Here is a 25,784-nt window from a genome sequence, read left to right on the forward strand (position 1 = left end):
CGCCTTCTTCTATCGTTAGGTCGCTAACCGAGAAGTATGAAAGAGGTATCTCGGCGATGCCCTTCCCCTCCCACCAAGGTGCATTAGGTGGAATTTCATTTGTGGCAAGCATGTCAGTCTCGCCGCCTCCGCCATGTCCATCCCAAAAGTGGACATAATTTCCATCTGCATTAAATACAGGTTGCATCCATGACTCAAAGTTATATTCTTCACCGCTTTCCCAGCTGAATCCGTTCTTGCCCCAGCCGCCTCTGCTCCCATCAGCATTGACTTGACCTGTGTTATCTGGGTCGCTTAAGCCAATCCACCCTTTAAAGTTATTTTCTTGGAGAAAATTGAATTCAGATTCGGTTGTCACCGAAGCTAAATATCCTCCCAAATTATTAGCAGCTGTCGCTGCTTGGCTCCAGCTTGGACCATAAATGGTGGTGTAGTAACTGCTGCCCCGAATCACGCCCATAGCGACTGCGAGTCAGAGCCCGCCCAATTCTTGCGAGAATCTTAAGACGCATGGGTCTCAGTAAGGAGCCGGGGTTATGCCTGCCCGCGCCATGTCTTTGCTGCGAATGGATCTCAGCCCTGCTCAGCGCACTAGGCAGAAGCCATTGCCCCTGTATTGCGATCCGCTGGGGCAGGACGTCCCGCTGCTGCCTCCAGCACGGAAGAACTGGTAGTTCGGTTTTGTGGCTCTGCAGAAGCCGCTGCCGCGGTATTGAGAGCCAGAAGGGCAGGAGGTTCCACTGCTTCCCCCTGCTCGGAACATTTGGTTCGCCTGAGCAGGAATAGCCAAGAGCGAGAGAGCTCCTGCGCAGACCAAAGCAACATCGAAGCGCATTGGCTTGATTGGGCGAGGTCCCAAAAAGCTAATCCCCCGAAACCGACTGCAGGACAGTCAATTTCGAGGGATGAAGCTACTGAGAATGATTCTCAGGAAGCGGAGAGGGAGTCATTCGGAGTGGTCCGAAATGCACTGGCATGACTCTGCTTGAGGCAGGTTTGAGGCAAAAATCAGACTTTCCCCCCACACTTCCCCCCACACAATTTGTGGGCTTCGCTGAGACCGGATGAGAGAAGTTCATCGCGTCCCGATGCGCTGATCCATCCACTTGGTGGCGTCGGACTCCAACCAGACGACAGAGTTCGCACCAATGGAGATTTGCTTGGGGAAGGTTCCCTCTCTCATCCATCGGTAGATGGTGGGGCGACTGACGCCGACGCGACGGATGACCTCTGAGATACGGAGGAAGTGCGGTCTGGATCTATTGCCAGAGGGCATGAGAGAGGAAAGGAGAGCCCTGATGACAGAGCTCTTTTCTTGAGGCAGCCAGAGCTGAGTAGCTGTTCTTAGCCCTCTGGACTGGTTGGTTTAGAGGATGCCTTGGGTCATGGAGGCGATCTGCCCCATGTTGAGGTTGCCTCCGACATAGACGGCTTCTAGGGCTCCTGAGGCGTAGATGCCGATGCCACTGAGCGTCTCACCCAGGTTGCTGTTGTGGTCCACGACCCCATAGCTCAGCTGAGAGGTTTCAACACCTTGGACATAGATCTGATCGAACTCATCGAGCATTTCGATCTTGTCTGCCTTTTCTCCATTGGGGCTGTTGCCTGCACTGCCGTAGAGCCAGTTTTCTGCCCACTGATCACTCTTTACATATAGGGAATCAACTTCGCCATCCAGCGAATCTTCAAATGTATTCAATCCGAAGCCGCCAAACATCACATCTGCGCCGGCTCCACCATTCAGCAAATCTCTTCCATTGCCGGCTCGCAAAATGTCGTTGCCACTGCCCCCTTGGAGCTCGTCTTTCCCTCTAAATGCAATCAAGTCATCATCGCCAGAACTGCCATTAATAAAATCATCACCAAAATCTTCTCCTGATTTTGCCTTCAAAGTAACATTAATTTCATCGCCTGCATCCAGGGTCAAAGATTCCCGTGGAGTCGAGAATAAGCCACCTCCATTCCAATCGCTACTTCCATTTCCGTGAAACATGTAATAGAAATGCTTGTCGTGGAGATCGCGAATTTTGGTGTCTTGACCACCATGTTTATGGCGATCTACGTGATTATCCCAGTAAAGACAATCATACAATCTATCCCCCCATGAGTTGTCAAAAGACGCTGCATAGTCAACCCAATCAAGAGTCGCATTGATGGACAGCCAACCGCCATTGTCAGTGAATTGAGCAGTAATTTCACCTGTATCCAAGGAGAAAGCCCAGGCTTGATATGCAGGCGGACCCCATGGGGTGCCGTCAGCGACACCTGTTACGCCAGGAAAATACTGATTTTTCCATATAAAAACTCCTTCGTTTCTGCCTACGTCTAGTCCACTTGCATATGCCTTGAAGCCAGTTACAACTCCATCTTCAAAGCCTGTTCCTTCAGTCAATACTTGAGATCTAGTTAGAGTGCCAGAGCGCCTATCAGTCAAGGTAATGGGAACCTTTTTGCCGTTATAAATTGCATGAATAGTATTATCGTCTTGGATTTCAATCTTGACTGGAGAGTCTGTAGTTCTATAAATCGATGAATTCGGATCGAATGCCACTGATCTGACTTATTTGATATTTGATCATTTTAGCATCTTCTCTTTAGATTCTCTTCTGAAACTCCTCTCATCTCGCCTGGTCGTTTAGTCAAGCCGTCAATTGCATACATCAAGCCCTATGAATTTGGTCTTTACCTGTTCTCAGCTCTGCTCAGCGCGCTAGGCAGAAGCCATTGCCCTTGTATTGCGATCCGCTGGGGCATGACGTCCCACTGCTGCCTCCAGCACGGAAGAACTGGTAGTTCGGCTTTGTTGCTCTGCAGAAGCCGCTGCCTCGGTATTGGGAGCCAGAAGGACAGGAGGTTCCACTGCTCCCGCCTGCGCGGAACATCTGGTTCGCCTGAGCAGGCAAAGCCAAGAGCGAGAGGGCTCCTGCGCAGATCAGAGCAACATCGAAGCGCATTGGCTTGATTGGGCGAGGTCCCCAAAAGCTAATCCCCCGAAACCGACTGCAGGACAGTCAATTTCAGGGGATGAAGCTACTGAGAATGAATCTCAGGAAGCGGAGAGGGAGGGATTCGAACCCTCGACAGAAGTTGCCTCCTGTAACTCCTTAGCAGGGAGCCGCTTTCAACCACTCAGCCACCTCTCCAGCGGCGCACCCAGAGTACCAAGTGCTGGGCAGGTGGTCAGACTTCAACGCGGGGCAGACGTCGTTTGAAACCACAGAGGATCTCCCAGGGAATCGAGCCGCAGTGGTTGCTCCAGCTTTGAGGGCTTAATTCCAGTTCGCCGTCCTGGCCCAGCAGAGTGACGATGTCGCCTTGCTCCAGCTCAGCTGCATCGGTGGCATCCAGCAGGAGCTGGTCCATGGTGATGGCTCCCACCTGAGGCAGCTGGCGATTGCGATGCAAGGCGTGGATGTGCCCGCTGAGGGACCGCAGAACACCATCGGCATAGCCGATCCCCACCACCGCAAGCCGCGTGGGGCGCTGGGTGATGAAGCGATGGCCGTAGCTGACTCCAGTGCCGGCGGGCACGTCGCGGATCAGGCTGACCCGGGCACGAACCGCCAGGGCGGGTTGCAGGGGAATGACGTTGCTCAGATGACTGGCGGGGGCATGGCCGTACAGGGCCAATCCAACGCGCACGAGGTCGTGGTGCAGCTCCCGGTTGAGCAGGGTCCCTGCCGAGTTGGCCAGATGGCGGGTGATGCCGGCACCCGCTTGGGGCAGGGCCGAGAGCATGCTCACGAAGCGCTCCTGCTGGTGGCTGGTCAAGGCATCGTTCGGCTCATCGGCACAGGCCAGATGGCTATAGATGCCCTCCAGATTGAGGTGTTCCAGGCTGTTCAGCTCCGCCGCGGTCTGATGTCCCTCGCTGAGGGAGCAGCCCAGCCGTGCCATGCCGGTGTCGATCTTCAATTGCACGTCGAAACACCGACCGCTGTCGGCTGCCAGAGCGTTGCAGAGCTGGGCATCCCTGAGGCTGCTCAGGGTGGGCATCAACCGCCAGTGCAGGCAAGTGCGCAGGTCGTCCGGTTCATTGAGGTTGCTGAGCAACAGCACAGGTGCTTCCAGCCCGGCCCGCCGCAGCTCAAGGCCTTCCTGCAGCGTGGCTACGCCAAGGCTGGTGGCTCCCCCCTGAAGGGCAGCCCGTGCCACCGTCTCGGCGCCGTGGCCGTAGCCATCGGCCTTCACCACCGCCATCAGTTGGGTACGAGCACCGAGGTGTTGGCAGAGCGCCCTGGCGTTGGCCCGAATCGCTGCAGGTGAAACCTCCACCCAGGCGCGCTGACGTGGATTCAGCTCCGGAATCACAGGCGGTGCTCGGCGCTACCGAGACAGCTTCACATCGCCGATAGCATGACCATTATTGAGTGAGCTGGCATGGGCCAGGTTCTCGTTCTCAATGCGTCCTACGAGCCGCTCAATATCACCACCTGGAGACGGGCTGTGGTGATGATGCTGAAGGGCAAGGCCGAGAGTCTGGAACACGACCCCTGTCGGCAACTGCGTCAGGGCACCCACCTGCCAACGGTGATCCGCCTGCGCCAGTACGTTCGCGTTCCCTTTCGTCAGCTGCCCCTGACGCGTCGCAACCTCTTCCAGCGGGACAACCACACCTGCCAGTACTGCGGCAGTCGTGACAATCAGTTGTCCATCGACCATGTGATGCCTCGCAGTCGGGGAGGTAGCGACACCTGGGAGAACGTGACCACGGCTTGCCTCAGCTGCAATGTGCGCAAAGGCAATCGAACTCCGAAGGAAGCCGCCATGCCTCTGCGCCATGTGCCGCGGCGACCGGCCAGCAGCCTCAGTTTTGAGGCCCGGCGCCAGATCCATTCCGGTCATCACCAGGAATGGGCGAAGTACGTGATCGGTGCTTGACCGTCAGGCCTCGGCCTGATCGCTCAGCGCTTCGAGTTTCTGACGCTGCTCTTCGGCGATGCAGGCACCAATCAGGTCTTCTAGTTGGCCCTCCAACACAGGTTCCAGGGTGAAGTTTCGGCCCAGCCGGTGATCTGTGGTTCGGTTGTCTTTGTAGTTGTAGGTGCGGATTTTTTCAGAGCGGTCACCACTCCCCACTTGGGCGCGTCGGTCGCTGCTTTCGCGTTCTGCGGCAGCCGCCTGCTCCCGCTCCAACAATTTGGCGCGCAGGATCTCCAGGGCCCGTTCCCGGTTCTGCAGCTGGGAGCGTTCCTGGGTGCAGAACACGCGGATGCCCGTGGGTTTGTGGAGAAGGTCCACAGCTGTTTCCACCTTGTTGACGTTCTGCCCCCCAGCACCGCCTGAACGCGCGGTGCTGATATCGAGATCCTTCGGGTCAAGCTGAACTTCCACGGCATCGGCTTCGGGCATCACGGCCACCGTGGCTGTTGAGGTGTGGACCCGACCCTGGGATTCCGTGGCCGGGACCCGTTGCACCCGATGCACTCCCGCTTCAAATTTCAGTTGGCTGTAGACGCTGTCGCCACGCACCGACAGGATCAGTTCGCGAAACCCGCCCAGGTCGGCCTCGGTGCAGCTGATGGATTGCACGGCCCAGCCCACTTTTTGGCTGTACCGCTCATACATCCGTGCCAGATCACCGGCCCAGAGACAGGCCTCGTCGCCGCCTGCGCCGGCACGAATTTCCAGCATCACACTGCGCTCATCGCGGGGATCCCGCGGCAGCAGAGCCAGGGTGAGCCGCTCCGTCAGCGTTGCGTGCTGTTCTTGGAGGCTGGCCAACTCATCTTGCGCCAGCTCCTCCATTGCAGCGTCACCGCGACTGTCTTTCAGCAGCTGACGTGCGGAATCACGCTCGGATTCGAGCTTCTGGAGTTCCTCGAAGTCGAGCACGAGTGGCTCAAGTCTTGATCGCTCCCGTGCGATCGATTCAAGCCGCTTCGGATCAGCGGCCACATCAGGATCAGCCAGCTGCCGCTCGAGGTTGCGGAAGCTGGCTGTGGCTGTTTCCAGCCGTGTGAACAAGGTCGAGGCGTCCATGCCCCGTTCTCACCCTCAGGCCTTGGACTCGGCCTTGGCAGAGTCGGCACCTTTTTTCTTGGTGCCCATGCCGTACTTCTTCATGAAGCGGTCCACACGACCCTCGGTGTCGAGGATCTTCTGGGTGCCGGTGAAGAAGGGGTGGTTGCCGCTCCAGACGTCGACGTGGATCTCAGGCTGGGTGGCGCCTGTGGTCATGACCACTTCGCCGTTGCAGATCACCTTGGCGTCGGGATACCAGGTGGGATGAATGTCGGGCTTTGGCATCGGTAAAAAAAAATCAGCGCTTGGAGAACTGAGGAGCCTTACGGGCTTTCTTGAGGCCGTACTTGCGGCGTTCCTTGGCACGGGGGTCGCGGCTGAGGTGACCTTCCGTCTTCAGCGGCTTGCGGTTGTCGGCCGACAGTTCGCACAGGGCACGGGCTGCACCTTGCTTGATGGCGCCGGACTGACCGGTGAGTCCACCACCGTGAACATTGACGAGAATGTCGTACTCGCTGCTGAGGCCGAGGGTCTCCAAGGGAGCCTTCACCGCTGCGATGTACGAGGGGTTGTAGTTCAGATAGTTGTCACCGGGACGACCATTGATGGTGATCGTTCCATTCCCGGGGACGAGACGAACACGGGCGACAGAGGTCTTGCGACGACCGGTGCCCCAGTAGACGACGGAGTTGTTGCTCATTGGGCGGATGCGGAGGGGTTGAGCTGAAGAGGCTGGGGGTTCTGAGCGGCGTGGGGATGCTCGGTGCCTTTGTAGACCTTGAGCTTGCGGAACATTTGGCGGCCCAGGGCGTTGTGGGGGAGCATGCCTTTGATGGCCTTCTCCACGATCCGCTCGGGGATCCGTTCCTGCAGAGCTTCGAAGGTTTCCACCTTCATGCCGCCGGGACGACCGGAGTGACGGCGGTACAGCTTCTGCTGGGGCTTACGGCCGGAGACTTTGATCTTCTCGGCGTTCACGACGACGACAAAATCACCGGTGTCCAGATGGGGGGTGAAGCTGGGGTTGTTCTTGCCCCGCAGCACGGCGGCCACTTCAGTGGCCAGACGGCCGAGGGTTTGATTCTCAGCGTCCACCACGTACCACTGGCGGTCGATCGAATCAATCGGGGGGAGAGAGGTCTTGTTCATCGCGCCGGCATGCCGGTTCGGTTATGTCCCGCCTGAAGAAGCGGAACTGGGCAAAGGGGTCGGTCCAGAACTGGACCTGACGGGGCTAAAGATCGAGCTTACTCTTCGGCCCTCCAGCTCCAGTGAGTTGGGCAGCTTTCGAGGTAGAGGCCCGTTTATCCCGGCGTTGAGGGTGGATCCGGAGGCGGATCGCTCTCGGCCAGAAAAAACCACGGCTGACTATCGTACCAGCCGGCTTTGGTGAAGATGGACTCGGCATAGCCAGCCCGAAGCAGGCAGAGGCCCGTGGCCGGCGCCGCCTCTTTCACCTCATGGCGTCGTTGTTCCCTCCAGCGCTGTTCAAAGGCGGCAACACTGAGACGGTGCTCGCCAACGGCCACCAACTGGGCCATCAGCAGGCGAACCATGCCGTACAGAAAACCACTGGCCTGAATCTCAACCCGCAGAAGATCGCCTTGGCGCTCCACGAGCACCTCCTGCACGGTGGTTCGGGCATGGGCGCGACGGCTGCCTGCCTTCATGAAGGCACTGAAGTCGTGCAGACCAAGCATGCTGCTCAAAGCGTCCCGCATGCGGGACTCATCCAGCCTGTGTTGGTAACGGTGCCAGCTCCAGGGGCTTAAAAACAAATTGGGGCGGCGCCCGTTGTGAATCGTGTACCGGTACCGCCTGTAAGTGGCGGAGTAACAGGCATGCCAATCCAGGGGGCGGGCGACGGATTCGCGCACACGAATGGTGCTCGGCAGGCGTCCGTTCAAGGCTGGGGCCCATTTGCGCGCTGGGATCGGCCCACTGCAGTCGAAGTGCACCACCTGACCGGCGGCATGAACGCCGGCATCGGTGCGACCGGCGGCAAAGGTCTGCACCGGTCGGTGCGGATCAAGCTTGGCGATGGCGTCCTCCAGCACGGCCTGAACACTGCGACCGTTGCGTTGGCGCTGCCACCCACAAAACGAAGAACCCTCGTACTGAAGGCTGAGCGCGATCCGCTGAAGGGACGCTGGCTCAGGACCTGCAGACGAGGGTTGGGTGTTCAAACGTCAGAACTGACGTGAGGTCTGATCAGACCAGTTCAATGATGGCCATCTCGGCGTTGTCGCCACGACGGGGAACGGTGCGGGTGATGCGGGTGTAGCCACCCTTGCGATCGCTGTAGCGGTTGGGAGCCTTGTCGAACAGGGCATGCACCAGCTGCTTGTCGTAGATGTAACCCATGGCCCGGCGACGGGAGGCGAGGCTGCCGTCCTTGGCCAGGGTAATCATGCGCTCGGCTTCGTCGCGAAGCGCTTTGGCCCGGGCCTTGGTGGTGGTGACCCGACCTTCGCGAATCAGCTGGGTGGTCAGGGCGCGCAGCATTGCCTTGCGCTGGTCAGCTGGACGTCCCAGCTGAGGAACTCGGCATTGATGACGCATGGTTCTGTCGGTGACGAAGACGAAAAAGGACGTTCAGGCCGTTCTGCAGTTATGCAGAAGTGCGGCTCTGGGGGATGGAGATGCCGATGCGCTCGAGGGCTTCGATCACTTCATCAGCGGATTTGGAACCGAAGTTCTTGATCTCCAGAAGATCCTCGTAGCTGAAGCCCATCAGGTCAGACACGGAGTTGACCTGGGCCCGCTTGAGGCAGTTGTAGGCGCGAACCGAAAGGTTCAGTTCCTCAAGAGGAATCTGTGCTTCCGCCGAGGGCTCGGGTTCAGCAGGAACTTCCTCCACGAGAGTGACCGTGGCCAGCGGCTGGAACAGCTCAATCAATTGATTGGCTGATTGAGCCAGGGCGTCGTCGGGGGTAATGGAGCCGTCGGTGACGATCTCCATCCGCAGGCGCTCGCGGGCCGAACCGCCTTCGGCAACGGCGGTTTCGTCGATGGTGAAGTTGACCCGGGTCACGGGCATGAACACGGCATCGATCTGGAGCAGATCGATGGCACTGGTTTCTTCGTTGTGACGATCCACCGGGCGATAGCCAACGCCGCGCTCAACGTGCACTTCCAGCTCGAGACTGTGGCCGTCGGCCACGGTGGCGATCGGACGATCGGCGTCCACCACCTGCACCTGAGAGGAGAACTGAAGATCTCCGGCCTTCACTTCAGCGGGACCAGCCACCACGAGACGACCAATCTCGAGTTCGGCTGAACGGCTGTTGACGGTGAGCTCCTTGCAGTTCAGCAGGATGTCGAGAACGTCTTCACGGACCCCAGGAACCGTGGCGTATTCGTGATTGACACCGGCAATCCGGATGGCGGTGACAGCACTGCCTTCCAGCCCACCCATCAGCACGCGGCGCAGCGCGTTGCCCAGGGTCGTGGCCTGGCCACGCTCGAGGGGACCGATCAGGAAAACGCCGGACTGGGCGCGATCCTCGGCCACCTGATGCTCAATGCGATCAATCTGGTACTGCAACACGGTCTGAAACGGGGTAAGGGGAGAAACCGGACGGAAATCAGCTCGGTTCAGACGCGGCGGCGCTTGGGCCGGCGGCAACCGTTATGGGGCAGGGGGGTGACATCGCGAATCAGGGTGATTTCGAGGCCAGCAACCTGGAGAGCACGGATGGCGGTCTCACGGCCTGAGCCAGGACCCCTCACCAGCACTTCGATCTGACGCATGCCTTGGTCAAGGGCGCGACGTGCTGCTGCTTCTGCAGCGGTTTGAGCCGCGAAGGGGGTGCCTTTGCGAGCACCTTTGAAGCCACTGGCACCTGCAGACGACCAGGAGATCACCTCACCGGCGGTGTCGGTGATGGACACGATGGTGTTGTTGAAGGTGCTCTGGATGTGAGCGACGCCGTTCGGGACGTTGCGCTTGGCCTTCTTGGGGCCGGATTTTTTGACGGTTTTAGCCATGGCCGTATGCAGTCAGGGATAAGGATGTAGAGGACTTACTTCTTCTTGCCGGCCACAGTTTTCCGCGCGCCGCGGCGGGTGCGGGCGTTGGTGCGGGTGCGTTGGCCACGAACGGGAAGGCTCATGCGGTGGCGACGGCCACGGACGCAGCCGATGTCCTGCAGGCGCTTGAGGGCCATGCCCTCCTGACGGCGCAGATCGCCTTCGAGGGTGTATTCCTCCATGGCGTTGCGGAGCTTCTGAAGATCTCCGTCCTCCAGATCTTTCACCCGGATGTCGGGGTTCACGCCGGTTTTGGCCAGGATGGCCTGTGAGCGGGTGAGACCAACTCCGTAGATGTAAGTGAGGGACACTTCGATCCGCTTGTCGCGGGGAATGTCAACGCCGGCGATCCTTGCCACGTTCGTTTAGTTGAAAAGGACAGATGCCTCCGAAGTCCTGGAGGCGAGGAATGTTTCAGAACAGCGGGGGATCAGCCCTGGCGCTGTTTGTGCTTGGGGTTGGCGCAAATGACCATGACCTTGCCGTGGCGACGGATCACCCGGCACTTGTCACACATTTTTTTCACTGAGCTGCGCACCTTCATGAGGCGTGGCTCTCCAAATTTCCAAACGGCAACGTTACCATGCCGGTCAACCGAGAACGGACTCGATCCGCTTGGTGATCTCCTCGACTGTGCCCTGGGCGGGGACGGAAACGAGGAGACCCTTGTCGCTATAGAAGCGAATCAGGGGTGCGGTTTTTTCGCGGTAAACCTCCAGGCGATTGCGGATCACCGCTTCGTTGTCGTCGGCGCGACCGCGGGCCAACAGCCGTTCAATCAAAACGGCGTCATCCAGCTCCAGCAGAACCACGGCCTGGATGGGTTGTTGCAATTCGGCCAGCAGCGGTTCGAGCGCTTCAGCCTGGGGCACCGTGCGGGGAAACCCATCCAGCAACCAGCCATCTGTGGTGAGTGCCTTCATCTGGCTTTCCACAATCGCCAGCACGAGGGCGTCGCTCACCAGTTCGCCGCGGTTCATCACCGCTTCAGCTTCTTTGCCCAGTTCGCTGCCGGCTGCGACTTCAGAGCGCAGCAGATCGCCTGTGGACAGATGCTTCATGCCGTTGGCATCGCAGATCCGGGCGGCCTGGGTGCCTTTGCCGGCTCCGGGAGGCCCAAGAAAGAGCAATCGATTTTTCATGGTTGCGTAAGCGTGAGGTGACGTGAACGGAAGGTGCGCTGCCCAGCAGCTCTCACTGGCGAACGAGGCCTTCGTAGCGTTGTGAGATCACATAGGTCTGCACCTGCTTGGCCGTGTCGATGGCCACACCGACAAGGATCAGCAGTGATGTGGCGCCAAGCCCCTGGAAGGTCTGGACATTCGTGGCGCGTTCGACGGCCGCGGGAATGATGGCGACGGCGCCGAGGAACAGACCACCCAGCAAGGTGAGGCGGTTCTGGACTCCTGAGAGATAAGTGGCCGTGGCGCTGCCGGGGCGAACGCCTGGAATGGCCACACCACCCCGTTTCAGGTTGGTGGCGATGTCGGCGGGATTCACCGTGAGCGAGGCATAGAAATAAGAGAAGCCCAGGATCAACGCAAAAAATGTGAGTGCGTATGGCCAGGGGTTCGCTGCCCCAGGATTCAGGGCACTGGCAGCACGGATCAACCACTCACTCTTGGTGAGGTTGGCGATGGTGACCGGCAGGAAAATCAGGGCTGAAGCGAAAATGATCGGCATCACACCGCCGGCATTCAGCTTGAGCGGCAGATAGCTCTGACGCGTGGGGAGCACACCTGCTCCACCCACCTGGCGCTTGGCGCTGACGATAGGGATACGGCGAGCCCCCTCCTGCACGAAGATGATTCCAACGATCGTGGCCAGGAACACCAGCACCAGAACAATGATGCCCAGCACGGTGTCCCTGTCACCGGTTTGAGCGGCTTCGATCGTGGCGCCCAGGGTGCGCGGCAGGGTGGCGACGATGTTCAGAAAAATCACCAGGGAAGCCCCCTGGCCGATGCCTCGCTCCGTGATTACTTCACTCAGCCACATCACCACCATCGAGCCGGTCACCAGGGCCAGTGCCGTCTGCACCACAAAGGTCACTTCGCTGAGACCTTCCACGGCGTATTGGCGCAGGATCATGGCGAAGACGACGCTCTGGACGAGACCCCAACCGAGCGCCACATAACGGGTGATCTGGGCGATCTTGCGTCGGCCGGCCTCGCCTTCATTCTTCTGGAGGTCTTCCAGCTGCGGCAGCGCTGCGGTCAGCAACTGGAGGATGATCGAGGCGTTGATGAAGGGCAGGATCCCCAGGGCAAAGATGCCCAGGGTGGAGATCCCGCCGCCGGTGAAGATGTCGAGAAAACCGATCAGCTGTCCGCCTTGATCGATGAATTGCTTGAACGCTTCCCGATCGATTCCGGGCATTGGGATGTAGATCCCAAGACGCACCAACAACAGCAGGCCGAGTGTGGTGAGCACGCGACTGCGGAGCCCAGGGTTGGTGATCAGCTGGCCGATCACTTCGGAGGCGTTGGGGTTGCGACCCCGACTGACGAGCATGTCCGGAAGAAAGTGAAGTTGGGCGAAAAGCCAAGAAGCCGCCCGTGGATCGAAATCCAGCGGACGGCTCAGACCCTAGGGCTGACTTGGGGACGAGCCCTTGATTAGTCGAGGATTTCGCAGGTTCCGCCTGCGGCTTCGATCTTGGTGCGGGCCGAGGCGGTGAACGCCGCGGCTTGCACTGTCAGCTTTTTGGCTTTCAGTTCACCGTTGCCGAGCATCTTCAGAGGATGCTTGGGGCTGGTCACGATGCCGTCCTTGACCAGGGAATCCAAGTTGACGGTGCTGCCGTCCTTCAGGTCGTTCAACGCAGAAACGTTGAGCACGGTGAAGAACTTGGGATTCACCAGGGGGAAGTGCTTCAGCTTCGGCACCCGGCGGTACAGAGGCATTTGGCCACCCTCGAAGCCGGGGCGCGTGGGGCGACCCGAACGGGATTTCTGGCCGCGCATACCGAAGCCGCAGCTGGCACCCTGACCAGCGGCGATGCCGCGGCCCTTGCGCAATTTGCGGCGACGAGCGCCCTTGTTGGATTTGAGGGAATCGAGTCGGAGAGTCATCGCGAATCAGGAATAGATCTGTTCGAGGGAGATTCCCCGTTCCTTCGCCGTCTCCTTGTGGGTGCGGAGAAGCGACAGGGCCACCATGGCAGCCCGTGCATTGTTCAGGGGGGTCTTGCTGCCCAGGCGCTTGGCCAGGACATTCTTGATGCCGGCGAGTTCGAGCACTGTGCGGATGGAACCGCCAGCGATCACACCGGTACCAGGGGCTGCAGGGCGGATGAGCACGCTGGCAGCACCATCACGACCATTGGAGAGGGTCGGAATGGAGTTGTGGCGGGTCAACGGCACTTTGACGAGGTGCTTCTTGCCATCGGCAACACCCTTGCGGACGGCACCGATCACATCACCGGCCTTGCCGACGCCAACGCCGACCTGGCCTTTCTCGTTGCCGACAACCACGATGGCCCGGAAGCTCATCTTCTTACCGCCTTTCACGGTCTTGGAGACGCGGCGGATCTGAACCACGCGCTCTTGCCATTCGGAATCGCGTTCCTGGCCGCGACGGCCACCACGCCGGTCGCCACGACGACCATCACGGTCGCCACGGCCGCGGCGCTGTTCCTGTTGCTGCTGCCCTTCGGCTGCCGCTGGAACGTCGGCCGCACCCGGCACGGCGTTGGGATTGGATTGGGGGGAGGAATCTGTCATGGGTTGAGCAGGAATCAGAACTGAAGGCCCGCTTCCCGGGCGGCATCGGCGAGGGCTTTAATCCGGCCGTGGTACAGATTTCCGCCGCGGTCGAACACCACCTGCTGGATGCCTTTGGCGATGGCGCGCTTGGCGACCAGTTCGCCGACGGCGACAGAGGCGTCGCAGCTGCCAGCCGGAGCCTTGAGGCCGGCGCGCAGCTCCTTATCAACGGTGGAGGCGGAGCAGAGTGTGCTCTGGGCCGCGTCGTCGATGACCTGGGCGTAGATGTGGTTGTTGGAGCGGAACACGGCCAGACGCGGACGGTCTGAGGTTCCGGTGATGTGACGACGCAGACGCCGGTGGCGTTTTTGCGTCTGCTGTTTGCGGGACAGTTGGGACATGGTGGGTGAAGGGAAGGAACGTCAGGACAAGGCTTATTTCTTGCCGGACTTGCCTGCCTTGCGCAGGATGCGCTCGCCCTCGTACTTGATGCCTTTGCCCTTGTAGGGCTCGGGCGGACGGATGGCGCGGACCTTGGCGGCTTCGTTGCCCACCAGCTCCTTGTCGATGCCGGAGACGATCACCTTGGTGTTGTTCTCCACCTTGAAGGTGATGCCTTCAGGGGCTTCCATCTCGACGGGGTGGCTGTAGCCAGCACTCACCACGAGAGTTTTGCCTTTGACCTGGGCACGGGAGCCCACACCAACGATCTCCAGGGCTTTGCTGTAGCCGTTGCTGACACCCTCGATCATGTTGGCGACGAGGGTGCGGCTCAGGCCGTGGCGCTCACGGGAGATGCGCTTGGTGCTCGTGGGGGAGACCACGATGGTGTTGTTGTCCTGGCTGACGCTGACGCCTTCAGGAAGGGTGCGCTCCAGTTCGCCTTTGGGTCCTTTCACCTTGACGGTGAGACCGTCGAGGGAAACTGTGACCTTTTCAGGGACGGGAACAGGGTTTTTGCCGATTCGTGACATGGTTCAGCTCCGGATCAGTAGACGTAACAGAGCACTTCGCCACCGACGCCCTCACGACGGGCGTCGCGGTCGCTCATCACACCTTTGGAGGTGGAGATGATCGCCACGCCCAGTCCGCCGAGGACTTTGGGCAGGCCGCGAGTGTTCTTGTAGATGCGGAGACCGGGCTTGCTGACCCGCTGCATGGAGCGGATGGTGGGCAGCCTGTGCTTGCCGCTGTACTTGAGGGCGAGCACCAGTTCGGTGCGAACGCCTTCACCCTGCTCGCTGATCTCGGAGATGAAGCCCTCCTGCTGCAGCACCTTGGCGATGCTGCGGGTCATCCGCGAAGCGGGGATCTTGGTGGTTTCGTGACGTTTCTCACTCGCATTGCGAATGCGGGTGAGCATGTCGGAAATGGGGTCGTGGTTGGCCATAGGTGTCGACGGGGAGGGCTCAGTTGCTCTGGAACGGCATTCCCATCTCGCGGAGGAGGGCCCGGCCCTCTTCGTCCGAACGGGCAGTGGTCACGATGGTGATGTCCATGCCCCGGATCGCATCGATCTTGTCGAAGGAGATCTCAGGGAAAATGATCTGTTCGCGCACCCCAAGGGTGTAGTTGCCGCGGCCATCGAAACTCTTGGGGCTGACCCCGCGGAAGTCGCGGATGCGGGGCAGCGCCAGGTTGATCAGGCGCTCGAGGAAGGCATACATCCGATCGCCACGGAGGGTGACGGCACAGCCGATCGGCATGCCCTGCCGAATCTTGAAGCCGGCGATAGCTTTTTTGGCACGGGTCACAACGACCTTCTGGCCGGTGATCTGTGCCAGCTCATTCACCGAAGCCTCGAGGGACTTGGCATTGGCGGCGGCTTCGCCGAGACCCCGGTTGACGGTGACTTTCACCACCTTGGGGACTTCATGGATGTTGGTGAGGGAGAGATCCTTCTGCAGCTTGGGCTGGATGGTCTCCCGGTAGCGCTTCTTGAGTGACATAACGGGTTGGGGTGCTTCTGGGCGTGGTCAGAAGTCGGGATCAGTCGAGGACTTCACCGGTTTTCTTCAGCCGGCGCTTCTTGGTGCCGTCCTTCTCGACGACGATTTCAACGCGGCTGGCCACCTTTTTGTCGGTGGAATACAGCATCACGTTGGAGGCATGCAGGGAAGCTTCCTCCGTCACGATGCGGCCGGTCTCGCCCTCCTGGGTGGGCTTTTCGTGGCGGGTGCGCATGTTCACGCCCTCCACGACGACACGGTTTTCGTTGGGCAGGGTGCGCAGAACGGCACCGGTTTTGCCCTTGTCCTTGCCGGCGATCACCTGAACGGTGTCGCCCTTGCGGATGCGCATCTTGATGCGCTCGGTGGCCTTGGCCTTGGTGGTTGCAGTCGCCATGGTCAGATCACCTCCGGAGCGAGGGACACGATTTTGGTGAAGCTGCGGTCACGCAGCTCACGGGCCACCGGTCCGAAGACGCGGGTGCCTTTTGGGTTTTTGTCGTCGTTGATGATGACGGCGGCGTTGTCGTCGAAACGGATCGAATTTCCGGTTTCACGACGCATGGTGGCTTTTGTGCGCACCACAACGGCCTTCACCACGTCGGACTTTTTGACGCCCATGTTGGGGGCGGCATCCTTCACGGCGGCAACGATCACGTCGCCCACGTGGGCATAGCGACGGTTGGTGCCGAGGACGCGAATGCACTGAATGCGCTTGGCGCCGCTGTTGTCAGCAACGGTGAGATAGGACTCCTGCTGGATCACTGCTTCACCTCCTGAGCTTCAGCCTTGTTGGCTTCCTCAGCCGCAGCTTTCGGGCTGTGGCTGAGAACCTCGGTGATGGCCCACCGCTTTTGGCGGCTCATCGGACGGGTTTCAGTGATGCGAACGCGGTCACCGACGCGACAGGTGTTGTCTTCGTCGTGAGCCTTGTAACGGGTGGTACGGCTGACCGTCTTTTGATAGATGGGGTGTGGGAAGCGGCTTTCCACCGCGACCACCACCGTTTTTTCCATCTTGTCGCTGACGACGGTGCCGATCCTTTCCTTGACTGCCATGGTTACGGAGTGGGGGATCAGGAGGCGGTGGAGCGCTGGCGCTCCGACTGCACCGTCAGCAGCTGGGCCAGCTTGATGCGGACCTCTTTGAAACGGTGCGTGTTAGCGAGCTGGCGCGTGGCCTGCTGGAAACGGAGTTGGAACAGCTCGCGGCGCAGGCCGTCGATCTGTTCGTTGATGTCCGAATCGGACAGGCTGCGCACATCGGCGGCGTTGGGACGGGCCATGGTCAGGACTCCACGGTGACGGCTTCAGAAGCTGCCGGAGCCTTGGCACCAGCTGACTTCTCCTGCTCATCCAGTTGGATGAACTTGGTCTTCACGGGAAGCTTGTACTGCGCGAGGCGCATGGCTTCCTTGGCGATTTCGGGGGTGATTTCATCACCACCCATCTCGAACAGGATCCGGCCGGGCTTGATCACCGCGACCCAGAATTCTGGGTTGCCCTTACCGGAACCCATCCGGGTTTCGGCAGCGCGCATGGTGACCGGCTTGTCGGGGAAGATCCGGATCCAGATTTTTCCGCCACGCTTGACGTAGCGGGTCATGGCACGACGGCTGGCCTCGATCTGGCGCGAGGTGATCCAGCCACATTCCTGTGCCTGCAGCGCGAATTGTCCGAAGGCAATGGTGTTGCCCCGGGTGGCGACGCCGCGCATGCGGCCTCGCTGCTGCTTACGGAATTTGACGCGTTTTGGACTCAGCATGGTTCAGGCCTCCTGTTCAACCCTCGTTTGAGCGGTCTTCGAACTGTTGGGGCCGACGGCTGGCCCGGCGCCGGGGGGCAGCACCCACCGGCATGGGCTGAGCCTGTTCGCTCAGCACTTCGCCCTTGAACACCCAAACCTTGATGCCGAGCACGCCGTAGGTCGTGCTGGCCACCTTGGTGGCGTAGTCGATGTCGGCACGCAGGGTGTGCAGGGGCACCCGACCCTCGCGGGTCCATTCCGTCCGGGCGATCTCAGCACCGTTCAGGCGACCGGAGACCTGGATCTTCAGACCCAGAACTCCGGCACGCTGAGCGCGCTGCACAGCCATGCGGATGGTGCGGCGGAAGGCCACACGCTTCTCCAGCTGCTGGGCGATGTACTCGGCAAGGAGGAAGGCATCACCGTCGACGCGTTCGACCTCGACAACATTGATCCGCACCTGACGACTGGAGTCGCCGATGGTCTTCTGAATGCCGGAGCGAAGCTCTTCGATGCCGCTGCCTTGACGGCCGACCAGCACGCCGGGGCGTGCGGTCTTGAGTTCAACTTCCAGTTGATCGGCCTTGCGGGCGATCAGCACATCACTGATGCCGGCGGAGCCGTACTTCTTGTGGATGAACTTGCGAATCCGGTCGTCCTCCTGGAGGAGGGCCGGATAGTTCTTGCTGGAGGCGTACCAGCGTGACCGGTGTTCCTGGGTGATCCCCAGGCGCAGACCGGTTGGGTTGATTTTGTGTCCCATTGGGTCAGAGTCCTCGGGGGTCAGGAATCGGTCTGAGCCGCCACAGCAATGCTGATGTGGCAGGTCTGTTTCTTGATCTGGTAAGCCCGGCCCTGGGCGCGGGGGCGGTAGCGCTTCATGGAGGGGCCCATGTCAGCGGTCGCGCTCGAGATCACCAGAGATGAGGGGTCGAGACCGAGGTTGTGCTCAGCGTTGGCCACCGCAGACCGGAGCACCTTGGTGATCGGGCCAGTGGAGCGGTAGGGCATGAACTCGAGCATGATCAGCGCGTCGCGATAGGTGCGGCCACGGATTTGGTCGAGCACACGGCGCACCTTCGACACGGAGCCTCGGATGAAGCGACCGTGAGCCTGGGCGGTGGGTGCCGTTTGGGTTGACGATGTCATGGTTTAGCGGCCTCCTTTCTTGTCTCTGATGTGGCCCTTGAAGGTGCGGGTGGGAGCGAACTCTCCCAGCTTGTGGCCCACCATCTGCTCGGTGATGAACACCGGCACATGGGTGCGGCCGTTGTGAACCGCGATCGTGTGGCCGATCATCATCGGCAGGATCGTGGAGGCCCGTGACCAGGTCTTGATCACAGACTTGTCGTCGTTGTCGTTCTGCTTTTCAACCTTGCGAAGCAGGCTGTCGGCAATAAACGGACCTTTTTTGAGTGAACGTCCCATAACGGTTTAAGCAAGCGGATAAGTGATGGTTTGCATCAGGAATCGCGTCCGCCACGGCTCCGCTTGGAGGTCTTGCGACGCTTCCGGAGCACGTATTGGTTGCTGGGTTTGTTCCGCTTGCGGGTCTTGAGACCGAGGGCGGGTTTGCCCCAGGGGGTCACCGGGCCGGAACGGCCGATCGGTGCACGACCCTCACCACCACCGTGGGGGTGATCGCAGGGGTTCATCACACTGCCTCGAACCTGAGGACGGCGACCGAGCCAGCGGCGACGACCGGCCTTACCCAGGCTGGTGTTGCGCATCTCGGAGTTGCCGACCTCGCCGAGGGTGGCGTAGCACTCGCGGCGAACCAGGCGAACCTCGGTGGAGGGCAGCTTCAGAGCGACGTAGTCGCCTTCTTTCGCCATCACCTGGGCACTGGCACCGGCGGTACGGACCATCTGGCCACCACGACCGGCGTAGAGCTCAACGCAGTGAACCGCCGAACCGAGGGGCACCGAGGACAACGGCATGGCGTTGCCGTTTTCGATCGGGGCATCAGGGCCGGAGACCACGGTCTGGCCCACCTGAACTCCTGCAGGAGCAAGGATGTAGCGCTTCTCGCCATCGGCGTAGAAGAGCAGTGCCAGACGCGCGTTGCGGTGCGGGTCGTAGTGAATCGCGGCCACCTTGGCGGGGACACCGTGCTTGTTGCGACGGAAATCCACCACGCGATAGAGGCGCTTGTGGCCACCACCGCGGTGGCGGCAGGTGATCACACCGCGGTTGTTGCGGCCCTTGCGGCGGTGTTTGGCCACCACCAGGGTCCGCTCCGGCTTGCGGCTGGTGATCTCACTGAAATCAGTGACCACCCGGGTGCGGGTACCGGGGGTGTAGGGGCGGAAATTACGGATTGCCATGACGATTCAGACCCCTCAGGACTCAGGGAAGAGTTGGATCGAGTTGCCCTCCGCCAGGCGCACCACGGCTTTCTTCACCTGGGCACGTTTGCCGGCGAAGCGACCCATGCGACGGGAGCGTCGCGGGGGATTCATGGTGCTGATGCCGGTGACCTTCACATCGAAGAGCTGCTCAATGGCGGCCTTGATGTCGGGCTTTGCGGCGCGGTGGTCCACCTCGAAGGTGTACTGGTTGATTTCGAGGGCGCGGGTGGCCTTCTCGGTGATCAGGGGACGGCGGATCACATCCGCCAGGCGTCCTTGGAAACGTTCAGTCATCGCCGTAGACCTCCTGGATGGTTGCGAGAGCTTCCTCGCCCAGCACCAGAGCATTGGCGTGGAGCAGGTCGAAGACGTTCAGCTGATCTGCGGAGATCAACTTGACTTTCTCCAGGTTGCGCACGGAACGGCGCACAACATCGGAGGGGTTCGTCAGAACGATGAGCACCTTGGAGCCGGCAGCAACACCGAGGCGACCCAGAGCATCTGTGATCTCACGGGTCTTGGGGGCCTCCAGCGAAGCACCGAAGTCCTTCACGACGGTCACATCGTCAATGCGGGCCATCAGCGCGGTGCGCAGGGCCAGACGACGCTCCTTGCGGTTCATCGCAAGGTTGTACGTGCGGGGCTTGGGTCCAAAGATGATGCCGCCGCCGGGTTTCAGAGGAGTGCGGATCGATCCCTGACGGGCCCGACCAGTTCCTTTCTGCTTGTAGGGCTTGCGACCACCACCGCGTACTTCTGAGCGGGTGAGGGTGCTGGCGGTTCCTTGGCGTGCATGGGCCTGCTGACGCAGAACGGCCCGATGCATCAGGTCAACGGCGGTGGTCTCTTTGGCCACCTTCAGGTCCAGGGTTGCCTTGCCGGCTTCCTTGCCCTGCCAATCACGAACGACACAACTGGCCATCACTTACCTCCTTTGGCGGGCTTGGCGCCCACGCGCAAGGCCGGGCGGATGTTGAGCAGCGCACCAGGCTTGCCGGGCACGGATCCCTTCACCACCAGCAGGTTGTGCTCGCTGTCCACCTTGAGGATGGTCAGGCCGCGGGTGGTGATTTTCTTGCCGCCGTAGCGACCGGCCATCCGCTTTCCGGGATAGATGCGGCCCGGGGTCGTACCGGCACCGGTCGAACCGGGCTCGCGGTGGTTCTTCGAACCGTGGGTCATCGGACCCCGGCTGAAGCCGTGGCGCTTCTGGTAGCCAGCGAAGCCGCGGCCGACGGTGTCACCGCTGACGTCCACCTTTTGGCCGGCTTCGAAATCGCCGACGGTGATGGCGCCACCGAGTTCAAGACCTTCAACGCTGTCGACGCGGTATTCGCGCAGATGACGCAGAAGGCCCTCACCGGATTTGTTGAGGTGACCCTGGGCGGGCTTGTTGATCAGCTTCTCGCGGGTTTCGCCAAAGCCGATCTGCACTGCGGAATAACCGTCAGTGTCGTCGTTTTTGAGTTGGGTGATGCGGCAGGGGCCGGCTTCGATCAAGGTGACCGGAACAGCTCTGCCCTGCTCGTCGAAGAACTGGGACATACCCAGCTTCTTCCCGAGGATGCCGATGGACATGGATGGGGAGGAAGCGCCAGCGTGGACAACCACCAGGCGGAGAACCGCATGGGGTCAGGTGCTGATCGATTGGACGCAGACGTGGTTCGAAGCGGAACTCCCGAAGGAGTGGATTCGAATGGGCTAGCGAACGATTCAGCGAGGCTGGGACTTGCATCTGCACGATGTGCTGTTGCAGTTTCCCGACGGAGATCTCCGAAGAAAGCTTCCGTACTGGCCTGGAGATTCGACGCAATCGTCGAATCTGTTCTGCCGACTGGAGGCCCGGCTAGCGGACGGGCACAGAAACACAGAACAAACATCGAACCTACAACACCGACCTTCCCTCTCCCCTGATCCCTCTGCATGCTGCCAGAATCTCCTCCAGTCCCTGTAGCTGCCATGCCTCTGCTTCTCACCGGTCAGGCATTTCGCCGTGATCTCGAAGCCAATGGCTGTCTGGCGGTGCAGGCTCCGCTCGAAGGCGGTGCAGAAACCCGTCTATTAAGACGTCTGCGCGGCGCCGGTTACAGCACCCGCATGACTTCGGCCCGTGGTCTTGGTGATCCGGAGGTGTTTCTCACCCAGAAGCACGGCATTCGTCCGCCCCATCTCGGCCATCAAAGTGTTGGTCGTGGTGCTGCTGTGGGAGAAGTGCAGGAGGTGGCTCCCCAGCTCGGCGACCTGTTTGAAGGTGATGCTCCCGTGGCTCTCTGGCTGCTGGAAGGCCAGGTGCTCTCGCGCTCCGAACTTCTTTCGCTCTGCGATCTCTGCAAGCGCGAACCGCGTTTACGCATCATCGTGGAGGTGGGTGGTGCTCGCAGCCTGAAGTGGGAACCGATGACCACATATCTGAAGGCCTGACGCCTGACGACGCCCTCGTTCAGGGCCGTTGGGTCAAGCTGATCTGTGGAGCAAGCAACCAGGATCTGCCGGCCATTGCCGACCTGACCGCAGTCTTTGCGGCTGTTGGTGTTCATTGCATTGATGTGGCGGCCGATCCAGCGGTTGCCCTGGCAGCGCGTCGCGGCCTGGACTGGGCTGAGGCGCAAACAGGGCGTCGCCCCTGGCTGATGGTGAGCCTCAGCGATGGCACCGATGCTCACTTCCGCAAGGCCTGGTTCGATCCTGGCCGCTGCCCTGTGGACTGTCCGCGGCCCTGCGAAAGGATTTGTCCGGCGTTAGCGATTCCGCCCGCTGCTGGCATCGACCAGCAGCGTTGCTATGGCTGCGGCCGCTGCCTGCCGGCTTGCCCCCATGGGCTGATTGAGGAGCGCGACCACCGCTTGGCGCCCGAACAGGTGATCTCCCTGCTCCAATCGATTCAGCCCGATGCTGTGGAGATTCACACCGCATCTGGGCATGACGAGGGCTTCGCAACGCTGATCCAAAGCCTTCAGCAGCACAAGGTTCCCTTGCGGCGCTTGGCTGTGAGCTCCGGCTTGGAGGGCCACGGCGTGAAGGCTGATCAGTTGGCTGATTTGCTTTGGCGTCGCTACTCCCGCCTGCGGCAAGCCGGTTACAGACCCCTCTGGCAGCTGGATGGGCGTCCGATGAGCGGCGATGTGGGGGCTGGCACCGCGCGGGCTGCAGTTCAGCTCTGGCGTGCCATGCGAAGTCTGGCCCCGCCGGGCCCGCTGCAGCTGGCCGGTGGTACCAACGCCGCAACGCTGGAGTTCTTGCGTCCGACGGAGCGGCCGGCTGGCATCGCCTTTGGTGGTGTGGCCCGTCGCTTGCTGATGCCTGTGCTGGATGAGGCGCAAACCCGTGGCCTTGCCCTGTGGCAATGGCCCGAGGGTTGGAAGCGTGCCCTCTCCCTCGCGCGTCCATTGGTTGCGCCATGGCTGCAGCGCTCTTGCTAGAAGGCTGAAACGCGCAGATTCCATGGGCACGCAACGGGTCACCGACGATCTGGATCGCCTTCTCGAGCTCCTGCCGGATGCCGTGCAGGAGCAGTTGCGGCCGGAAGAAGCGCGAGAGCAGTTGCTTGAGGTGGTGCTCGATCTGGGTCGGGTTCCAGAAGCTCGTTATCCGGGCCGTGCCCTGGCGTTGGGTTCCACGCCTTTGTCCCGCCAGGATCTAACGGCTGTGGTGGCCAGGCTCGGTCAGTTCGGTGGCGACAACCGGGCGGGAATTGAACGAACGCTTCACCGGATCAGTGCGATTCGCAACCGTCAGGGTGAGGTGGTCGGTTTGACCTGCCGGGTGGGCCGTGCCGTGTTCGGCACCGTTGCCATGGTGCGGGACCTCCTGGATGGAGGGCAGTCCTTGTTGTTGATGGGGCGCCCGGGTGTTGGCAAGACAACGGCGTTGCGCGAGATCGCCAGGGTGCTTGCCGATGAGCTGGAGCGGCGCGTTGTTGTGATCGACACGAGCAATGAGATCGCCGGTGATGGCGACATCCCGCACCCCGCGATCGGTCGAGCCCGCCGCATGCAGGTGGCCAGGCCTGAGCTGCAGCACCAAACCATGATCGAGGCGGTGGAAAACCACATGCCCGAAGTCATCGTGATCGATGAGATCGGCACGGAGCTGGAGGCGCAGGCCGCGCGCACCATCGCTGAACGTGGTGTGGTTCTCGTCGCCACAGCCCACGGCAATGCTTTGGCCAACCTGATCAAGAACCCCACCCTCAGCGATCTGGTGGGGGGCATTCAGGCGGTCACCCTCGGGGATGAGGAGGCCCGGCGGCGGCGCAGTCAGAAAACGGTGTTGGAGCGCGCCGCCGAACCAACGTTTCCGGTGGCGGTTGAAATGCACAGCCGGCAGCGCTGGGCCGTTCACACCGACGTTGCCGCCACCGTGGATCAACTGCTCCGGGGCCTGAAGCCAAAGGTTCAGGAGCGCGAGCTGACGCCTGAGGGGGGCGTTCAGCTGGTGGACCCGCCTCAGGCTTCCGGTTTGCTGCGCCCTCCGTCCCAACGGTCGTTTGCGGATCAGCCGGTCTCCGCTCCCGTGCCCATGCCTGCAGCCAGTGCCCAAGGGGCCAGTGCGGCAGAGGAACCACCTCCGCAGGAGACCAGCGCCGAGCATCTGCAGGTTCTCTGTTGCGGGGTTCCACCTCGTGTTGTGGAAGAGGCCATCCGTTCCCACGGTTGGAAGGCGCGGGTTGTGGAGGACTTGAGTGAGGCTGATGTGGTGTTGAGCGTTCGGCTGGGCCTCAGTCGTCAACCATCACTGCGCCGTCAGGTCAGGGATCTGGGGATCCCGATCCTGGTGATCAAGTCCGACACCCTGCCCCAGGTGACCCGTGCCATGGCACGTCTTCTGCGCCGTCAGGCCACCGAAACAGCCGCAGAGGTCACTCCGCCAGATCGGGCGTCTCAGGACGATGAATTGGCTGCTCTCGAGGAATGCCGGCTTGCGGTGGAACAGGTGGTGATGCCGCAAGGCAGGCCGGTGGAGTTGCTGCCTCGCAGTGAGCGTGTTCTCCGGATGCAGGCCGACCTTGTGCGCCATTACCAACTGCGCAGTGATGTCTTCGGTGAGGCTGAAATGTCACGCCTGAGGGTTTTCCCCCGCTGATCGATTGTCGGTTGGTTCGCCCGGTGGATTGACGAAGGGTTGGCTGCTGTGGGTAACTATGTGTACTCCGGTGATCCGCAGGTCGCGGTTCAAACGGATCAGTGGGCCGTCGCCAAGTGGTAAGGCAGCGGGTTTTGGTCCCGCCATTCCTAGGTTCGAATCCTAGCGGCCCAGTTTTTGTCCATGAATGATCGCCCCCTCCTCGTCTTCGACTTCGACGGGGTCATCGTTGATGGCATGGCGGAGTACTGGTGGAGTGCCTGGCATGCCTGTCGTGGTCTTGAGGCTGCTCCAGAGGGCTTAACTCCTGATCGGGTGCCTGACGCCTTCCGACAGCTGCGGCCGTGGGTGCATCACGGTTGGGAGATGGTTCTGCTGGCCGCGGAGCTGCCGGTGTTGAACCTTCAGAATTGGCTGGACTCCTATGGGGAGGCGCAGGCTTCGGCACTGCAACGGCATGGATGGCGGCCGGAGCAGCTTCAGGCGGCCCTCGATGACGCCAGAGATCAAGCCGTTCAGCAGAACCGTTCGGCTTGGTTGGCGCTGCATCGACCTTTTCCCGGTCTGGTGGAGCGGCTGCAGCGGTTGGAGGCTGAGGGGGTGGACTGGTCTGTTCTGACCACCAAAACGCAGGCCTTCACAGCTGAACTGTTGAACAGCCTTGGCCTGCATCCTTGGCGCCTGGATGGCCGTGAGGCTGGCGCCAAGCCTCAGGTTCTGCGTCAGCTTCAGCAGCAGCGAAGGCTGTGTGGCTTCGTGGAAGACCGCCGGCCGACGCTGGAGGCGGTGCGCTCAACACCAGGGTTAGAAAAGTTGCCCTGTTTTCTGGTGAGTTGGGGCTATCTTCGCCCTCAGGATCAGAGCGGTCTTCCGCCTGGGATTGCGTTGCTCCATCCGGATCGCTTTCGGGCCCCCCTGGCGCAATGGCCCTGATTCGTTACGGTACGCTTGTA

The 25,784-nt window shown here is 60.9% G+C and carries 39 protein-coding genes and 2 tRNA genes; 6 read left to right on the plus strand and 35 right to left on the minus strand.

The features are described from left to right. From DXY04_RS00265 to alr, 5 genes are all read right to left on the minus strand, one after another. The coding region (locus DXY04_RS00265; protein WP_136975345.1) for a C-type lectin domain-containing protein at positions 1 to 460 on the minus strand (460 nt) is incomplete at its 3' end. A 615-nt stretch (positions 461 to 1,075) separates the two neighbouring features. Beyond that, positions 1,076 to 1,276 carry an AlpA family transcriptional regulator gene (locus DXY04_RS00270; protein WP_115160543.1) on the minus strand — a complete coding sequence of 67 codons (201 nt, stop codon included), beginning with the start codon at positions 1,274 to 1,276 and terminating at the stop codon, positions 1,076 to 1,078. 90 nt (positions 1,277 to 1,366) lie between these two features. Then, on the minus strand, positions 1,367 to 2,551 hold the full coding sequence (locus DXY04_RS12325; protein ID WP_136975346.1) for a calcium-binding protein: 1,185 nt from the start codon (positions 2,549 to 2,551) through the stop codon (positions 1,367 to 1,369). A 503-nt stretch (positions 2,552 to 3,054) separates the two neighbouring features. Next, positions 3,055 to 3,143 (minus strand) — tRNA-Ser (locus DXY04_RS00280). 37 nt (positions 3,144 to 3,180) lie between these two features. Further along, positions 3,181 to 4,311 (minus strand): alanine racemase, encoded by a 1,131-nt coding sequence (gene alr, locus DXY04_RS00285; protein WP_170951281.1) that lies wholly within the window; start codon positions 4,309 to 4,311, stop codon positions 3,181 to 3,183. Positions 4,312 to 4,380: 69 nt separating this feature from the next. On the opposite strand from alr, the gene DXY04_RS00290 reads away from it, so the two are divergent. Then, entirely contained in the window at positions 4,381 to 4,881 is a 501-nt protein-coding gene (locus tag DXY04_RS00290) for an HNH endonuclease (protein WP_114987236.1), read from the plus strand. A 3-nt stretch (positions 4,882 to 4,884) separates the two neighbouring features. Here the strand turns inward: DXY04_RS00290 and prfA are convergent, their stop codons facing one another. From prfA to rplC, 30 genes are all read right to left on the minus strand, one after another. Further along, entirely contained in the window at positions 4,885 to 5,982 is a 1,098-nt protein-coding gene (gene prfA, locus DXY04_RS00295; RefSeq protein ID WP_114987239.1) for a peptide chain release factor 1, read from the minus strand. A 15-nt stretch (positions 5,983 to 5,997) separates the two neighbouring features. Then, entirely contained in the window at positions 5,998 to 6,249 is a 252-nt protein-coding gene (gene rpmE / locus DXY04_RS00300) for a 50S ribosomal protein L31 (protein ID WP_006851595.1), read from the minus strand. 13 nt (positions 6,250 to 6,262) lie between these two features. Next, positions 6,263 to 6,664: a 30S ribosomal protein S9 gene (rpsI, locus tag DXY04_RS00305; RefSeq protein ID WP_006849745.1), complete on the minus strand. Its 402-nt coding sequence runs from the start codon at positions 6,662 to 6,664 to the stop codon at positions 6,263 to 6,265. Beyond that, positions 6,661 to 7,113, minus strand: a complete 453-nt coding sequence (gene rplM / locus DXY04_RS00310) for a 50S ribosomal protein L13 (RefSeq protein ID WP_115160545.1) — start codon at positions 7,111 to 7,113, stop codon at positions 6,661 to 6,663. The genes rpsI and rplM overlap by 4 nt, the downstream gene beginning before the upstream one ends. 155 nt (positions 7,114 to 7,268) lie before the next feature. After that, positions 7,269 to 8,150, minus strand: coding sequence for a tRNA pseudouridine(38-40) synthase TruA (gene truA, locus DXY04_RS00315; protein WP_115160546.1), 882 nt, complete (start codon positions 8,148 to 8,150; stop codon positions 7,269 to 7,271). A 25-nt stretch (positions 8,151 to 8,175) separates the two neighbouring features. After that, entirely contained in the window at positions 8,176 to 8,526 is a 351-nt protein-coding gene (gene rplQ / locus DXY04_RS00320; protein WP_006851925.1) for a 50S ribosomal protein L17, read from the minus strand. Between the two features lie 49 nt (positions 8,527 to 8,575). Then, positions 8,576 to 9,514, minus strand: coding sequence for a DNA-directed RNA polymerase subunit alpha (locus DXY04_RS00325; RefSeq protein WP_114987249.1), 939 nt, complete (start codon positions 9,512 to 9,514; stop codon positions 8,576 to 8,578). A gap of 47 nt (positions 9,515 to 9,561) precedes the next feature. Beyond that, the gene (gene rpsK / locus DXY04_RS00330) at positions 9,562 to 9,954 is read right to left on the minus strand and encodes a 30S ribosomal protein S11 (protein WP_006850182.1); all 393 of its coding nucleotides are present in this window, start codon (positions 9,952 to 9,954) and stop codon (positions 9,562 to 9,564) included. A gap of 35 nt (positions 9,955 to 9,989) precedes the next feature. Then, positions 9,990 to 10,355, minus strand: coding sequence for a 30S ribosomal protein S13 (rpsM, locus tag DXY04_RS00335; protein ID WP_006850466.1), 366 nt, complete (start codon positions 10,353 to 10,355; stop codon positions 9,990 to 9,992). Between the two features lie 71 nt (positions 10,356 to 10,426). Continuing rightward, positions 10,427 to 10,540, minus strand: a complete 114-nt coding sequence (gene rpmJ, locus DXY04_RS00340; protein ID WP_006850859.1) for a 50S ribosomal protein L36 — start codon at positions 10,538 to 10,540, stop codon at positions 10,427 to 10,429. Positions 10,541 to 10,586: 46 nt separating this feature from the next. Beyond that, positions 10,587 to 11,138, minus strand: coding sequence for an adenylate kinase (locus DXY04_RS00345; protein WP_115160547.1), 552 nt, complete (start codon positions 11,136 to 11,138; stop codon positions 10,587 to 10,589). 52 nt (positions 11,139 to 11,190) lie between these two features. Then, positions 11,191 to 12,510 (minus strand): preprotein translocase subunit SecY, encoded by a 1,320-nt coding sequence (gene secY, locus DXY04_RS00350; protein WP_115010466.1) that lies wholly within the window; start codon positions 12,508 to 12,510, stop codon positions 11,191 to 11,193. Between the two features lie 104 nt (positions 12,511 to 12,614). Then, on the minus strand, positions 12,615 to 13,070 hold the full coding sequence (gene rplO, locus DXY04_RS00355; RefSeq protein ID WP_115010467.1) for a 50S ribosomal protein L15: 456 nt from the start codon (positions 13,068 to 13,070) through the stop codon (positions 12,615 to 12,617). Positions 13,071 to 13,076: 6 nt separating this feature from the next. Further along, positions 13,077 to 13,721 (minus strand): 30S ribosomal protein S5, encoded by a 645-nt coding sequence (rpsE, locus tag DXY04_RS00360; protein ID WP_011363379.1) that lies wholly within the window; start codon positions 13,719 to 13,721, stop codon positions 13,077 to 13,079. 14 nt (positions 13,722 to 13,735) lie between these two features. Beyond that, on the minus strand, positions 13,736 to 14,104 hold the full coding sequence (gene rplR / locus DXY04_RS00365) for a 50S ribosomal protein L18 (protein ID WP_114987264.1): 369 nt from the start codon (positions 14,102 to 14,104) through the stop codon (positions 13,736 to 13,738). A 33-nt stretch (positions 14,105 to 14,137) separates the two neighbouring features. Continuing rightward, positions 14,138 to 14,677 (minus strand): 50S ribosomal protein L6, encoded by a 540-nt coding sequence (gene rplF / locus DXY04_RS00370; RefSeq protein WP_114987267.1) that lies wholly within the window; start codon positions 14,675 to 14,677, stop codon positions 14,138 to 14,140. Between the two features lie 14 nt (positions 14,678 to 14,691). After that, on the minus strand, positions 14,692 to 15,093 hold the full coding sequence (gene rpsH / locus DXY04_RS00375; RefSeq protein ID WP_006850769.1) for a 30S ribosomal protein S8: 402 nt from the start codon (positions 15,091 to 15,093) through the stop codon (positions 14,692 to 14,694). A 19-nt stretch (positions 15,094 to 15,112) separates the two neighbouring features. Beyond that, positions 15,113 to 15,652 (minus strand): 50S ribosomal protein L5, encoded by a 540-nt coding sequence (gene rplE, locus DXY04_RS00380; protein ID WP_006851706.1) that lies wholly within the window; start codon positions 15,650 to 15,652, stop codon positions 15,113 to 15,115. Positions 15,653 to 15,692: 40 nt separating this feature from the next. Continuing rightward, a complete protein-coding gene (rplX, locus tag DXY04_RS00385) occupies positions 15,693 to 16,049 on the minus strand; it encodes a 50S ribosomal protein L24 (RefSeq protein ID WP_006852039.1) in 357 nt (118 codons plus the stop codon). 2 nt (positions 16,050 to 16,051) lie between these two features. Further along, positions 16,052 to 16,417 carry a 50S ribosomal protein L14 gene (rplN, locus tag DXY04_RS00390; RefSeq protein ID WP_114987269.1) on the minus strand — a complete coding sequence of 122 codons (366 nt, stop codon included), beginning with the start codon at positions 16,415 to 16,417 and terminating at the stop codon, positions 16,052 to 16,054. Beyond that, entirely contained in the window at positions 16,414 to 16,710 is a 297-nt protein-coding gene (gene rpsQ / locus DXY04_RS00395; RefSeq protein ID WP_115160548.1) for a 30S ribosomal protein S17, read from the minus strand. Before rpsQ ends, rplN begins: the two co-directional genes overlap by 4 nt. 17 nt (positions 16,711 to 16,727) lie before the next feature. Beyond that, positions 16,728 to 16,937: a 50S ribosomal protein L29 gene (gene rpmC / locus DXY04_RS00400; RefSeq protein WP_115010469.1), complete on the minus strand. Its 210-nt coding sequence runs from the start codon at positions 16,935 to 16,937 to the stop codon at positions 16,728 to 16,730. Between the two features lie 2 nt (positions 16,938 to 16,939). Beyond that, a complete protein-coding gene (gene rplP / locus DXY04_RS00405; protein ID WP_006851743.1) occupies positions 16,940 to 17,416 on the minus strand; it encodes a 50S ribosomal protein L16 in 477 nt (158 codons plus the stop codon). A 16-nt stretch (positions 17,417 to 17,432) separates the two neighbouring features. Continuing rightward, positions 17,433 to 18,161, minus strand: coding sequence for a 30S ribosomal protein S3 (gene rpsC, locus DXY04_RS00410; RefSeq protein WP_011363386.1), 729 nt, complete (start codon positions 18,159 to 18,161; stop codon positions 17,433 to 17,435). A 20-nt stretch (positions 18,162 to 18,181) separates the two neighbouring features. Beyond that, complete coding sequence (rplV, locus tag DXY04_RS00415) at positions 18,182 to 18,547, minus strand: 50S ribosomal protein L22 (protein ID WP_114987273.1); 366 nt, start codon at positions 18,545 to 18,547, stop codon at positions 18,182 to 18,184. A gap of 3 nt (positions 18,548 to 18,550) precedes the next feature. Beyond that, the gene (gene rpsS / locus DXY04_RS00420) at positions 18,551 to 18,826 is read right to left on the minus strand and encodes a 30S ribosomal protein S19 (protein ID WP_006849645.1); all 276 of its coding nucleotides are present in this window, start codon (positions 18,824 to 18,826) and stop codon (positions 18,551 to 18,553) included. 35 nt (positions 18,827 to 18,861) lie between these two features. Next, positions 18,862 to 19,725 carry a 50S ribosomal protein L2 gene (gene rplB, locus DXY04_RS00425; protein WP_006851794.1) on the minus strand — a complete coding sequence of 288 codons (864 nt, stop codon included), beginning with the start codon at positions 19,723 to 19,725 and terminating at the stop codon, positions 18,862 to 18,864. Positions 19,726 to 19,740: 15 nt separating this feature from the next. Next, a complete protein-coding gene (locus DXY04_RS00430; RefSeq protein ID WP_006850625.1) occupies positions 19,741 to 20,043 on the minus strand; it encodes a 50S ribosomal protein L23 in 303 nt (100 codons plus the stop codon). After that, positions 20,036 to 20,671, minus strand: a complete 636-nt coding sequence (rplD, locus tag DXY04_RS00435) for a 50S ribosomal protein L4 (protein WP_114987276.1) — start codon at positions 20,669 to 20,671, stop codon at positions 20,036 to 20,038. Before rplD ends, DXY04_RS00430 begins: the two co-directional genes overlap by 8 nt. Next, entirely contained in the window at positions 20,671 to 21,327 is a 657-nt protein-coding gene (gene rplC, locus DXY04_RS00440; protein ID WP_115010470.1) for a 50S ribosomal protein L3, read from the minus strand. Before rplC ends, rplD begins: the two co-directional genes overlap by 1 nt. 381 nt (positions 21,328 to 21,708) lie before the next feature. Between rplC and DXY04_RS00445 the strand changes: the two genes are divergently transcribed. The 5 genes from DXY04_RS00445 to DXY04_RS00465 all read left to right on the plus strand — a co-directional run bounded on the left by DXY04_RS00445 (position 21,709) and on the right by DXY04_RS00465 (position 25,764). Further along, the gene (locus DXY04_RS00445) at positions 21,709 to 22,170 is read left to right on the plus strand and encodes an NAD(P)H-quinone oxidoreductase subunit N (RefSeq protein WP_115160549.1); all 462 of its coding nucleotides are present in this window, start codon (positions 21,709 to 21,711) and stop codon (positions 22,168 to 22,170) included. Next, positions 22,137 to 23,168 carry an LdpA C-terminal domain-containing domain gene (locus DXY04_RS00450; protein WP_115160550.1) on the plus strand — a complete coding sequence of 344 codons (1,032 nt, stop codon included), beginning with the start codon at positions 22,137 to 22,139 and terminating at the stop codon, positions 23,166 to 23,168. Before DXY04_RS00445 ends, DXY04_RS00450 begins: the two co-directional genes overlap by 34 nt. Positions 23,169 to 23,190: 22 nt before the next feature. After that, complete coding sequence (locus DXY04_RS00455) at positions 23,191 to 24,831, plus strand: AAA family ATPase (RefSeq protein ID WP_115160551.1); 1,641 nt, start codon at positions 23,191 to 23,193, stop codon at positions 24,829 to 24,831. A gap of 102 nt (positions 24,832 to 24,933) precedes the next feature. Further along, a tRNA-Gln gene (locus tag DXY04_RS00460) sits at positions 24,934 to 25,005 on the plus strand. 9 nt (positions 25,006 to 25,014) lie between these two features. Next, complete coding sequence (locus DXY04_RS00465; protein ID WP_115160552.1) at positions 25,015 to 25,764, plus strand: HAD family hydrolase; 750 nt, start codon at positions 25,015 to 25,017, stop codon at positions 25,762 to 25,764. Positions 25,765 to 25,784: the final 20 nt, after the last annotated feature.

The organism is Synechococcus sp. UW86 (assembly GCF_900474085.1).
GTDB lineage: Bacteria > Cyanobacteriota > Cyanobacteriia > PCC-6307 > Cyanobiaceae > Parasynechococcus.